The organism is Frateuria sp. GZRR35 (assembly GCF_051900415.1).
GTDB lineage: Bacteria > Pseudomonadota > Gammaproteobacteria > Xanthomonadales > Rhodanobacteraceae > Frateuria_A.
On sequence record NZ_JBHZGL010000018.1, the window covers coordinates 39,787 to 51,085 of the forward strand.

General features: G+C 61.7%; 12 protein-coding genes and 1 pseudogene. 9 read left to right on the forward strand and 4 right to left on the reverse strand.

Annotated features, from left to right (window positions below; genetic code table 11):
- Positions 1–14 precede the first annotated feature (14 nt).
- Positions 15–584, forward strand: coding sequence for a hypothetical protein (locus tag ACFWZ3_RS16580; RefSeq protein ID WP_439708781.1), 570 nt, complete (start codon positions 15–17; stop codon positions 582–584).
- Between the two features lie 489 nt (positions 585–1,073).
- Here the strand turns inward: ACFWZ3_RS16580 and ACFWZ3_RS16585 are convergent.
- A pseudogene (locus ACFWZ3_RS16585) lies at positions 1,074–2,053 on the reverse strand (IS30 family transposase); the annotation flags it as partial.
- A 182-nt stretch (positions 2,054–2,235) separates the two neighbouring features.
- Between ACFWZ3_RS16585 and ACFWZ3_RS16590 the strand changes: the two are divergent.
- The 5 genes from ACFWZ3_RS16590 (at position 2,236) to ACFWZ3_RS16610 (ending at position 5,347) form a co-directional block, all read left to right on the forward strand.
- Positions 2,236–2,571: a hypothetical protein gene (locus ACFWZ3_RS16590; protein ID WP_439708782.1), complete on the forward strand. Its 336-nt coding sequence runs from the start codon at positions 2,236–2,238 to the stop codon at positions 2,569–2,571.
- Positions 2,572–2,947: 376 nt separating this feature from the next.
- Positions 2,948–3,247 (forward strand): DUF1871 family protein, encoded by a 300-nt coding sequence (locus ACFWZ3_RS16595; RefSeq protein WP_439708783.1) that lies wholly within the window; start codon positions 2,948–2,950, stop codon positions 3,245–3,247.
- A gap of 58 nt (positions 3,248–3,305) precedes the next feature.
- On the forward strand, positions 3,306–3,710 hold the full coding sequence (locus ACFWZ3_RS16600) for a hypothetical protein (RefSeq protein WP_439708784.1): 405 nt from the start codon (positions 3,306–3,308) through the stop codon (positions 3,708–3,710).
- A gap of 74 nt (positions 3,711–3,784) precedes the next feature.
- A complete protein-coding gene (locus tag ACFWZ3_RS16605; protein ID WP_439708785.1) occupies positions 3,785–4,255 on the forward strand; it encodes a hypothetical protein in 471 nt (156 codons plus the stop codon).
- A gap of 591 nt (positions 4,256–4,846) precedes the next feature.
- Positions 4,847–5,347 carry a GNAT family N-acetyltransferase gene (locus tag ACFWZ3_RS16610; RefSeq protein ID WP_439708786.1) on the forward strand — a complete coding sequence of 167 codons (501 nt, stop codon included), beginning with the start codon at positions 4,847–4,849 and terminating at the stop codon, positions 5,345–5,347.
- A gap of 61 nt (positions 5,348–5,408) precedes the next feature.
- Here ACFWZ3_RS16610 and ACFWZ3_RS16615 read toward each other — a convergent pair whose 3' ends face one another.
- Positions 5,409–5,858 (reverse strand): hypothetical protein, encoded by a 450-nt coding sequence (locus tag ACFWZ3_RS16615; RefSeq protein ID WP_439708787.1) that lies wholly within the window; start codon positions 5,856–5,858, stop codon positions 5,409–5,411.
- A 455-nt stretch (positions 5,859–6,313) separates the two neighbouring features.
- Between ACFWZ3_RS16615 and ACFWZ3_RS16620 the strand changes: the two genes are divergently transcribed.
- The 3 genes from ACFWZ3_RS16620 (at position 6,314) to ACFWZ3_RS16630 (ending at position 8,420) form a co-directional block, all read left to right on the forward strand.
- The gene (locus ACFWZ3_RS16620; protein WP_439708788.1) at positions 6,314–6,757 is read left to right on the forward strand and encodes a hypothetical protein; all 444 of its coding nucleotides are present in this window, start codon (positions 6,314–6,316) and stop codon (positions 6,755–6,757) included.
- Positions 6,758–6,829: 72 nt separating this feature from the next.
- Complete coding sequence (locus ACFWZ3_RS16625) at positions 6,830–7,792, forward strand: alpha/beta hydrolase (protein ID WP_439708789.1); 963 nt, start codon at positions 6,830–6,832, stop codon at positions 7,790–7,792.
- A gap of 103 nt (positions 7,793–7,895) precedes the next feature.
- On the forward strand, positions 7,896–8,420 hold the full coding sequence (locus ACFWZ3_RS16630) for a GNAT family N-acetyltransferase (RefSeq protein ID WP_439708790.1): 525 nt from the start codon (positions 7,896–7,898) through the stop codon (positions 8,418–8,420).
- 36 nt (positions 8,421–8,456) lie between these two features.
- On the opposite strand, the gene mddA is transcribed toward ACFWZ3_RS16630, so the two are convergent.
- Together mddA and ACFWZ3_RS16640 are read right to left on the reverse strand one after the other, a co-directional pair.
- Positions 8,457–9,263, reverse strand: coding sequence for a methanethiol S-methyltransferase (gene mddA / locus ACFWZ3_RS16635; protein ID WP_439708791.1), 807 nt, complete (start codon positions 9,261–9,263; stop codon positions 8,457–8,459).
- A gap of 141 nt (positions 9,264–9,404) precedes the next feature.
- On the reverse strand, positions 9,405–10,835 hold the full coding sequence (locus ACFWZ3_RS16640; RefSeq protein WP_439708792.1) for a hypothetical protein: 1,431 nt from the start codon (positions 10,833–10,835) through the stop codon (positions 9,405–9,407).
- Positions 10,836–11,299 lie beyond the last annotated feature (464 nt).

Below are 11,299 nucleotides of genomic sequence, written 5' to 3' on the forward strand. Positions count from 1 at the left end.
CTTAGAGAGTGATCGTGAAGTCGTCGAAAATCCAAACGCACCCGCACTGGACTTACTTTCTCTGCCTAGAGGAAGACGTCATCAGACTCTCACGCTGGATCGAGTTCGCTGAAAGCAACTTTCATTGTTACTCCATCGAAGTTGCCCGTCTGTTGATGGCGGTTTCCTCAGAGGTCGACGTTCTTGCAAAAATTGTTTGTAGAAGCATTTCAGGTTCGTCGAAAGCAGCGAGCATCGGCAAATATCAAACAGAACTTACGGCCACGTATCCGACCATTCATAAAGCTCTTACCACTATCCCCAGGTTCGGGATAGAGCTTCACCCGTGGTCTAGCTGGGAAAGCGCTCAGAATCCACCTTCTTGGTGGACCGCAACGAATAAGGTGAAGCACCATCGTTCTCAGCACTTCGAAGAAGCCACGTTGATAAATTTGCTCAACGCAATGGCAGGACTGATCGTACTTATAACTTTGCTCTACAAAAACCGGATGAATGAACTCCAACCCCTAAGTCAGCTATTCATTCCAAAAGCCTTCCTTCTAAACATGGGCGACGGCCGTGTACTGTTCCGAGATCGGGCCTAACCAATCATTCGAGGCGGACGGCTACGCCGCCGCTCAATTCCAGCGTTAGACTCAACAGGGAAAGTTCATGAAGACGTGGCAGGCACAGATTGGTTTTTGGGGCACTTTGCTGTGGCTGGGCTCGTTTCAACTCGGCGCATTTTTTCACGCACACGAACTCGAGAAATTCGCACTAACGGTCTATGGCTATACCATGGGCTACATCACGGTATTTGCTGGCCATCTGTTCTGGGATCGCGTTGTGCAAGGGCGCTGGGCAGAGTTGCTAGGTGATGGCTCGGTGTCGCGAGCATTCTCCGCCATCTGCTTGGCCGGCATCTTCCTTATGGCCCTGGCTGGCGTGTTCAGCACTATCTTCAGCACCAATCCGTGGTACTACCTTTTGTGTTTTGCTGCAGCTGGCGTCGTGGTAAACCAAGGGCTCATACCGATCATGGAACATCTCGAAAAATGGCGATCGTACCCACCAACGGCGTCAAGGGTGAATTGACACTCGAAGTGCAACATCCCGAGTAGCTCTTCAAGTCTTTCGATTGGCGTTTTGTAACCATATCGTTTCCTGGGGCGCTGGTTGAGTTTCGCGGTGATGAGGTCGCAGTGGTGTTGTCGTACGTGAGCGAGGTTGCGGCGCTTGGGGACGTACTGTCGCAATGGTCCGTTGAAGTTCTCGTTGCTGCCACGCTCCCATGGCCGTTGCGGGTAGGCAAAGTAACAACGTATCGCGGCAGCCTGCTCCAACGCCTTGTAGCCATGGAACTCGGTGCCGTTGTCCCAGGCGATGGTCTTGAACGGCATCCCGCTCGTCCGTATGAGCTTCAGCGCCGCCCTGTTGACCGCCGCAGTCGTGCGATTAGGTAGCTTGGCCACCAGCGCCACGCCAGAGCTGCGCTCGACGAGCGTGAGAAGGCAATCGCGCTCGTCAGCCGCGCCAATCACCGTGTCTCCCTCCCAGTGGCCCGGTTCCATGCGGGTCTCCACTTCCTCTGACCGGGTATCGATCATCGGCTTCCCTTGCAGGCGCCCACGCTTCTCCGGTCCAAAGGTTCGTTTACGCCGGCGCTTACCGCCCTGCCGCAAGCAAAGCCGAAGCACGCCGCCGTACTTGGCATCCTCGCGCACATAGCGGTAGATGGTCATATGGCTGATCCGGGCGACGCCAGTCCCATCAACCAGTTGGCGATCTGCTCCGGGCTCCATTGCTTGTCCCGTAGCATGCCTTCGATGGCCTCGTAGATCTCTTGGTCGTGCTGGCGCACGCTACGTGAGCGCCGCCGCCTGCCATTGGTCCGTTCCTGGGCCTTGCTGGGGCGGTAAGCGCCATCATTGGCGTGGCAGGCATTGCGGCGAATCTCGCGGCTGATCGTGCTTGGGTGCCTGTCCAAGATCCTGGCAATGGCGCGCAGCGACGAGCCTTGTCGTCGGAGAACCCTCACGGTGTATCGTCCCTGCTCGGTGAGCTGGTGGTACATGAGGGATCGTCTCTTGCCGGAGTGATCCCCTCCAGTCTGCCAGCTCACCACTCCTCTTTCGGGCGCCGCGGGTGTTGCACTTAGTTTGTTAACCTGCGGCCCCCTAACTTCTCATTCAAGCGGACGGCTCCGCCGCCGCTTACTTCAAGCGTTAGACCATCGTAACGACAAGGGGGATCGAGATGGAACGCAACATCAAAGTTTTTCGCGTACACCGCGCGCTGTACTGGTTCTACCTCGTACTTATCGCCCTCATTGTCGCTCTCATCGCTACGCACCTCGACCAGCTCGACGCAGCTCTCATCGCACCCCTAGCTTTGCTTGCAGTTCTCCTTGTGGTGCACTTCGTCACCGCCAAGGGCGCAAAAGCGTGCACGCGCTGGGGGCGCATCTGTTCAATGGTAATTGGCGTTATCCTTCTAATCGGGTTCCCTATTGGCACTATCATCGGTGTTTATCTGTTAGCAAACACCTGGCGCCCTTGGGCCCAGCCGGCGTCATCGGTGGCACCGGCCTAACAACTTGGTCAACCGAGCGCAAATCCCGCTACGCGGTCTTTGCGCCGGTTACCTCGGGCGTTAGGCAACAAGCTACCAAGGATCACCGATGCTCGAAAGCAATCGTCAGCGGGTTCAAAATTTGAGCGGCGCCGAGCTATGAATGTTTATCGTTGTCGGGTGCTTCTCGATTTTGCTGCAGGGGTTCTCGCCATGACTTACTTTCCTGCTTTCACCTCAGCCTTGGCCTGGCCGGCCCTAGTCATCGGCTTGGTGCTTTTCCTCTTTGCCGCAAAGGGCCTACTGCGCAACCTGCCCTCCAAACCTGCGGCCTAGGCCTAACATCTCGTTCAAGGCGGACGGCTTCGCCGCCGCTTAACTCCAGCGTTAGGCGGCAGTGAAAGATCGCAGCGACTATGAGCAAGCAATTGAGATCATCGGCCGCGTCATTCGCGCCTGGGATCCGTACTGCCTCCTCGCGGAGGGCGCTCCGGCAGACGAGTTTGACGCCGAGATCACCAAGATCACTGCCAAAGTCCCAGAGTTTCATAGCTCTTCGGACACAGCGCAAGCAATTTCCAACGTATTCTCCGCATCTTTCGGGTCAGGACAGCGATTCTCGCCCGTAGACTGTTCGGAGCCAGCGCATCAGATTTTTCAGGAGTCGGGTCGTGCAAACCTCTTGCCCACTGCCTAACAATTCATTCAAACCGAACCCGCTTCGCGGGGTCGGCTTAATTCAAGCGTTAGGCAGCATGATCAAAATCCTTGCAACTGCAGCAGCCATCCTCTTAGCCTCTGCTTGCAGCGCTGAGGTCAGGAGCCACTATCCGACGGTCTCGTTTGTTGAAACGGACAGCGCCGGGAAAGAGGTAAGGGAGCTAAAGTTTGAGCTCACTGACCGTCCGGCCAATACATGCATTTCCGGCGATTGGAAACAGGCCGCCGTACTGACTGACGTCAATGGCTATACCAAGAGCCCTGCCTACATTATGGCAGACGGCAAGCTAGAGGTGCTTCTAATCAACACTATGTGTGATGCCTATGACTCGTATGCCGGGGCCGTCACGGGTAACACATTCTCTGGCGAGCATGTAGCCTATGGACTCGACTTCAGCAAGACCTTGGGCAAAGTCTCTGGCGCATATTCAACGCCGTGAGCCTGCTGCCTAACAAGTCATTCAAGCCGAAGCCGCTTCGCGGCTCGGCTTAATTCTGGTGTTAGGCAATAGATATGAAGCCCCTCTTGGTCCTGACCTTGTTAGCGATGACGACATTGTGGCAAGCCGAAGCGATGGCCTCGCCAGATCCATTGTGCGGTCTTCTTAGAAGGTTTGTCGCCTCGGTTGGGCCGCGTGAAACGAGAAGCATCGAGTTTCACACCTCATGGGGCCAGAACTTTAAGGGCTCGTCCACCCCCGCATTCCTCGCAAAACGCTGTGTCAGCCACGACTACGGGCCTGCCGATGTCGTGTGTGTCCACCTTATGAGCTACGGCATGATCGAATTCTCTGGCAACAACGCAGAGCAAGCACTGGCTTGCCTGTCGGAGGGGACGCAATTTGGCTTGCACGTGCAACTCGCCCGAGCCGAGTTCTCGTTCCCCTATGGCACCGACGAACGCGGTACCAACATCACGATCAAATATGACGAAGATCGCGACATGGGTGGCATGGTCTTAACCATCACGGCAGATGGATACTAAGCCGCCTAACAGGTCGTTCAAAGCGGACGGCTCCGCCGCTGCTTAACTCCAGCGTTAGGCCGACATGCATAGAACGTCATCAATCCTGTTCGCCCTAATCACTCTGGCTGTTGCTTCGACAGCGAGCGCGGACGATTGGAGCCCCATCTCTCACTGTGGCAGTGATGCCTGCATCCTCATCGACGTGGCGCAAGTACCCAAGGATCCATCGATCGCGATCTACGTCTATCGTGCCGGGACCAAGAGGCAGGACTACTCAGCGTTGTTGGGCACTTTAGACTTTTCCAAGGAATGTGCGTGGGCAAGTGATGTCGACGGGTTCGAATGCCGTATAAATCCACGAAACCCGCTTTCAGGAGCAACCTATAAGAAGCTTCAACTCGGCTCGGCGAAGGACTGTGGTGAGATCGCTGCTGCGGAAGAATACAAGTTTCAATGCGTCGACAATTGCGAGCGAGCCCCTCGTACTTTGGATGTTGACCCCGCTTGTGACTGAAGTTGCCGGCCACGCCTCCATGCCTAACCATCGTCCAAGCGGACGCGCGTACTCGCGCGCCACTTAATTCTGGCGTCAGGCCGTATGAGGGAATGATGGATATCCGAAACGAGAGCCCTGCAGACGCGCATGCCATTGAGGCTGTAACCGTTGCCGCCTTTCGTTCCGCTGAGCACTCCAGTGGCACTGAGCAGCACATCGTTAGAGCGCTTCGGGACGCAGGCCAGCTGGTGGTATCCCTTGTCGCAGAGGAGCACGGGCAGCTAGTCGGGCATGTTGCCGTGTCGCCCGTGACGTTATCCGATGGCACGGCGGGCTGGTATGGCCTCGGCCCCGTGTCTGTTTTGCCCGAGCACCAGGGGCGGGGGTTGGGTACGCGGCTCGTGGCTCGTGCGTTGACGGAGCTTCGCACATTGGAGGCGGCGGGCTGCGTCGTGCTCGGAGACCCTGGCTACTACGCCCGCCTCGGCTTTAGGCCCGAGCGGGGACTTGTACTGCCGGGCGTCCCAGCTCAGTACTTCCAGGCGATCGCGTTCCACGACGCCGTGCCCTCTGGACGGGTCACATACCATGCCTCGTTCGACGCTACGGCCTGACGCTTGAGCTAGGCGGCGGCGCAGCCGTCCGCCTTGGACGAGTTGTTAGGTGACTACATTGTCACGAACACCCTTCGCCGAAGGGCACAAATAATTTCCTGGGAGTTTTAGGGCCACAACCTTTAATACATATAAAGGTATGATCCCAATCTGGCTGGACGACGCCGTCACATTCGAGGCTGGTTTTTATTAGCTTGAAGCGATAGGTTGCTCCGGCCAGTGGAGATACCCCGTCCTTGCGGCAGCTGAACTCGATTATTTCTCCATTTTTGTCCTGTTTTTTTAATGGGCATTCGAGATTAAAAGGGATCTCTATCGAATGCTCACCTGTGTCTGGTCGTCTTGGCCCTTCTTTTGAATACGAGAGAACCAAGTCGCCTTGGTAGCAGCCTTGGCTATAGGTCACTGACAACCACTGTGCTGGAGAGTTGTACGTAAGCCATTCGTCTTGGCAATCAGCATGAGCGCTAAAGCAAGCCAGAAAAAGTATCAAGGCAGCAATATGCTTCATATGTCACCTAGCGCTGGAGTTAAGCTGCGGCGGAGCCGTCCGCCTTGAACGAGTTGTTAGGCCGAATGAGCTCGATGCCTGTCTTTTGGAAAGATGCCGGCTGGACTTTTGGCCACGAACTCGCCTCGGCAAGCCCCGCTAGCCGGCACCCTGCAGGCAGGACGGCCTGCCGAGTTGATTGTACTGAGGCTCCGGAGGTTGCGAGCAGTCGCAGCATGCGAGCCAACCGCCGTAGTCGAAGACGAGCCTTGTGGCCTAACCATGTGTTGAAGCCGGAATTGCGTCGCTACGCAGGAAGAGCCTGCCATGTTAGATGCGCGCTGCAAATCGGCTTAACTTGAGCGTCAGGCCGTCGACGAGATTCTCTTGGTAGCTGTCGCCACAACGGGCGCGGCAGCTGACAAATTATTCAAGGCGAACGGCTTCGTCGCCGTTTGACTCTCATGGAGGAAATCATGCGTCTGCTGTTCACTGTCCTGCTCTTGCTGTCGCTAGGCGCGTGCTCAACGGTTGCGACAACGCCGCAAGGCTGGGTTGAGCCTGTGGAGGCCATCCGCGCTGCAAACAACGACCCTACGTATGGCGTGCGCGGAAACTTCGTCATGACGGTCAAGGCGACGGGCGAGCAAGGCCCCTGGTCGTTCCTCAACTCGGAGGCCGACTACCACGACCAGCGCAACCTGACCGTCCGGATGCCCACCACGCTCGTCCCGAAGCTGGAGGAGCATCTGGGCCTGTCACTCCAGGAGCTCGAGAACCACCGGATCGTCGTGACGGGCACCGCCAGGCGGGTCCGGATCGAGTTCACCGAGAACGGCCATCCCACCGGGAAGTACTACTTCCAGACGCATGTGCGGGTAGACAGCACCAGCCAGGTGCAGCTCGCAGACAAGCGCTGACAGGTCGTTCAGGCCGACGCCGTTTTATGGCCGGGTTGCTGCAAAATGCGCTTTGCCAAGGCAGTGGAACAGATGACTACGTACAAATCCGTTTTCTTGCTCCTCCTGCTCGCGCTTGCTTGCACCGACGCGCAGGCGCGCCCGGCCGTCTGGCAGCCATCCTCCGGTCACGTGCAGGTGCCGATCTGGCCCGGCAAGGTGCCGGACGCACTGTCGCACCCGAAGCCGGAGGCGGTCGCCGCGGACTGGCCCAAGGTCACCAACGTCAGCCGCCCGACGATGACCTTGTACGCGCCCCAGAACCACAACACGGGCGTGGCCGTGGTGGTGTTTCCCGGTGGCGGCTACCAGATGCTGGCGATGGATCTGGAGGGCACGGAGATCTGCGACTGGCTGACGTCGCGCGGGATCACCTGCGTGCTGCTGAAGTACCGCGTGCCCGATTCGGGGCCGACATGGAAGGATGGCCACCGCTATTACCCCAAGGTGCAGACGGCCTTGCAGGATGCGCAGCGCACGCTGGGGCTGGTGCGCCAGCACGCGGCGCAGTGGCATGTCGATCCGCACAAGGTGGGCGTGATGGGTTTTTCCGCCGGCGGGCATCTGGTCGCTGCGGTCAGCACGCATTTCGAGCGGCGCACGTACCCGGTGGTGGATGATGCCGACGGGCTGAGCTCCCGTCCGGACTTCGCCATCGCGCTCTACCCCGGCCACCTGTGGGTGCACGAGGATGAAGACGATGCCACGCGCGACGAGACCGACCTGAAGCTTCGGCCGGACATCCACGTCACCGCCGACACGCCGCCGACCTTCCTGCTGCAGGCCGAGGACGACCACGTGGATGGCGTGGAGCAGTCGCTGGCCTATTACGTGGCGCTGCAGAAGGCGGGCGTGCCCACGGAGTTGCACCTCTACGCGCAGGGCGGCCACGCCTTCGGCCTGCGCCCGAGCAAGCTGCCGATCAGACGTTGGCCCGAGCTGGTGGAGCAGTGGCTGCATACCATTCGCATGCTTGGTCCCGGGGAAGGCAGCTGAGCGCAGAGGCGCAGGTTCACGTCTTCAGCGTTACTCACCTCGCGCAGGGGCTTCTCGTCGCAGGTGAGCGATGCGCTCGACCAGGCACACCGACGCAAGCACCGTGACCCCGATACGCACAGCCCGTCCCAGTGACGCCAGGCAGCTCGCCGAGCTCGCGGAAGCCACCTTCAGGGATACCTTTGGCGCGGCGAATACGGCCGAGGACATGGACCTTCATTGCCGCACGAGCTACGGCAAGGCGATCCAGGCGCGCGAGATTGCGAGCCCGGACATGCTGACGTTGCTTGGTGAGGAGGACGGGCGGCTGGTCGGGTTCGCGCAGCTTCGCTGGGGTGGTGCACCGGGCTGCGTGTCAGGTGTGGCGGCGGGCGAGATCCAGCGGCTGTACGTCGCCCGCGACTGGCACGGCAAGGGCGTCGCGCAGGCGCTGATGCATGCGTGCCTCGCGGCGATGCGGGCGCGCGGTTCGGATGTGGTCTGGCTGGGTGTGTGGGAGCGCAATCCGCGGGCGATCGCGTTCTACCGGAAGTTCGGTTTCGTTCCGGTGGGCGAGCATGTGTTCGCGGTGGGCAGCGATCCGCAGCGGGACATCGTGATGGCGAGGCCGGTGATGGCCTCGCCGTGAGGGTGGTGAGCGGAAGCCCGCCCTACGCGCCCGGACTCAGTGCGGGAGATGTTCCGAACCGCCGGCCGTGTGGCCCAGCGGACAACCGGCCGATGCGCTGCCCCGCCCGCGCGCGAACCGCCAGGGCAGCAGCATGGGCACGTCGCGCTGGTAGGCGCGGTAGGTGTCGCCGAACTGGGCGACCAGGTCGCGCTCTTCGAGGCACTTCACCGCGACCAGTATGTAGCCGGTGGTCATCAGCGCGAACAGCAGGTGGCCGGCGCTCATGTCCGGGGTGGACCAGAAGGCGATGAGGAAGCCGAGCATCAGCGGGTGGCGCACGATGCGGTAGTAGGCGCGGGTGACGAAGGGCGCGTCGGGCTGCGGTCCGCGGCGGCGCGCGTAGGACCAGACCTGGCGCAGGCCGAACAGGTCGAAGTGGTTGATCACGAAGGTCCCGGTCAGCACCAGCAACCAGCCGATCGCGGCCAGGGCGTAGAGCGCCCAGCGGGCCGGCGGGTTGTCCACCTGCCAGATCGCCAGCGGCAGCGTGCGCCACTGCCAGAACAGCAGAATCAGCGCGAGGCTGCTGGCGAGCACGTAAGTGCTGCGCTCGACCGGCGCGGGAACGTAGTGCGTCCACCAGCGCTTGAACGCGGGGCGCGCCATGCCGCTGTGCTGCACGGCGAACAGGCCGAGCAGGAGGAGGTCGATCACCAGCGCGATGGGCGTCGGATCGGTGAGGCCATCGTCGATGGTGCGCGGCACGCCAAGGCCGCTGACGAAGCCAATGGCGTAGAGGAAGGTGAGCAGGAACACGATGTAGGCGACGGCGCCGTAGAGCAGTGCGAGCAGGCGGGACATGGTGGGAATCTCCATGGAGGGAGGCGGTGGTGGCCGGCGGAACGGTGCCGATCGCGGAAGGAGCGGTGCGGGTTCAGGAGCGCCCCCAACTGCCCTTCGCGCACCTTTCCCCGCGGGGGCGGGGGAAGGATCCATGGGCGCTCAGAGCGCCGACAGGAACGCCACGAGATCGCGCTTCTGCTGCGCGCTCATGTGGATCTGGAAGCGGGTGTCGTAGAAGGCGACGACGTCGTCGAGGGTGGCGGCCGAGCCGTTGTGGAAGTACGGCGGCCGCGCCGCCAGGCCGCGCAGGATTGGGCCCTTGAACTTGCCGATGTCGGCCCACTTGCCGGTGCGCAGCGCCAGGCCCGGATCGGTGGTCTGCACGCTCTTGCCGGTGGCGATGTTGGTGAGCGTGTACAGCGGCAGGTCGGGCGTGCGCCGGCTGGCATCGGCGATGCCGATGTTCACCGGCAGCGCGACCGAGTGGTTGCCGATGTTGGGTGCGTTGTGGCAGCTGCTGCAGCTGCCGCGGATGACCGCCTTTCCGGTGACGTCATTCAAGCCCGCGACGCCGGTGATGTTGATGCGCATCGAGTTGAACAGCTTTTCGCCGCGGGCGATGGCGGCGCGGGCGCGGCCGCGGCGGTCGCGGCTGAACCGACCGGGGTCGTCCCAGTTGTCGAACAGGCGCATGGCGTTCTCGTCGAACGCATCGCCGGTGGGGTCGTTGCCGAGCGTGTCGTTGATGCCGATCCAGAAGCGCTGCAGGGCGAGGATGGCCGGCCCGCCCAGCGCGTCGGCCTCGTTGAGACGGCCGGCGGCCTTGTCGTCCACCTGCGCTGTGACCAGGTGCAGTTCGAACTCGACGATGCTGTCGATGATCGCGTCGGATGGCGCACGCGCGGCCTGCTCGTGACCAAGGATGGCGTTGCGCGCCTGCTGGGCCAGGCTGCTGCGCAGGTTCTGCAGGTCGATGCCGGCGTCCATGGGCGGGTTGAACGGGGTGAAGGTCTCGCGCGCGTCCCACATCACGGCGGTGAGCCAGATGAGGTTGGTCGAGGGGAGCGGGCGGCGGAACAGCGAGAGCTCATGGGCGCTGGCGTAGCCATAAGGGTCGTCCACCGCCGTGAGGCGGAACTGGGCGTTGGCCGGGATCGGCATGCCGATGCGGATCAGGCCGCGGTTGAGCAGCATGGCGTAGGCGCTGCGGCGGGCTTCGACGGAGGAGACGTCGGCCAACGGTGAGACCGCGCCATCGACCAGCGCGAACACCGGGTCCATGCCGCTGGTACGGGCGAAACGCTGGCGCAGCTCCTGCGGCGTGACCGACCAGCCCTGCGCCTGGCGATGGCAGGACTCGCAGGTGCGGCCGTTGCTGCCGAAGCCCTGGAAGAACGCGTTGCTGTGGTCGATGCGGCCGGTGGGCGTGGTGGTCTGCACCCAGCCCGAATCGTTGGGCGTGGCCAGCGGGTTGCCGCGGGAAGGATTGGCCTGCTGGGCGTGCGTGGCGCTCACGCCGAGCAGGAGTACGGCGAGGGTGACGGCCAACCGCCGGGTGGCGGCGGGCCGGGAGGCGTGCAGGCTGGACATGTGGTGGTCCCCGTGGGTCGGTGGTGCCCGGTTTGCGGAGGGCGTGGCACGACGGGGAACACTGGGCGGTGGGGAAGTGCGACATGGGTGGCGCGAGGGATGTGTCGAGGGGCCCTCGCCATGCGAGCGGAATCAGCACCCTCTCCCCGCCGGGGAGAGGGTTGGGGTGAGGGGTCGCACTGGCGAAGAACCACCTTGTCGAAGGCTTCTGAAAAGCCGCCGCCCTCGACACCCTTCCCGGCGAGCCCCGGCCCCTCACCCTGCCCTCTCGCCGGAGGGGAGAGGGTTCAAGCGGCGGTGCGCGGGATGTATCGAGAGCCTCGCCATGCGAGCGGAATCAGCTCCCTCTCCCCGCCGGGGAGAGGGTTGGGGTGAGGGGTCGCACTGGCGAAGAACCACCTTGTCGAAGGCTTCTGAAAAGCCGCCGCCCTCGACACCCTTCCCGGCGAGCCCCGGCCCCTCAC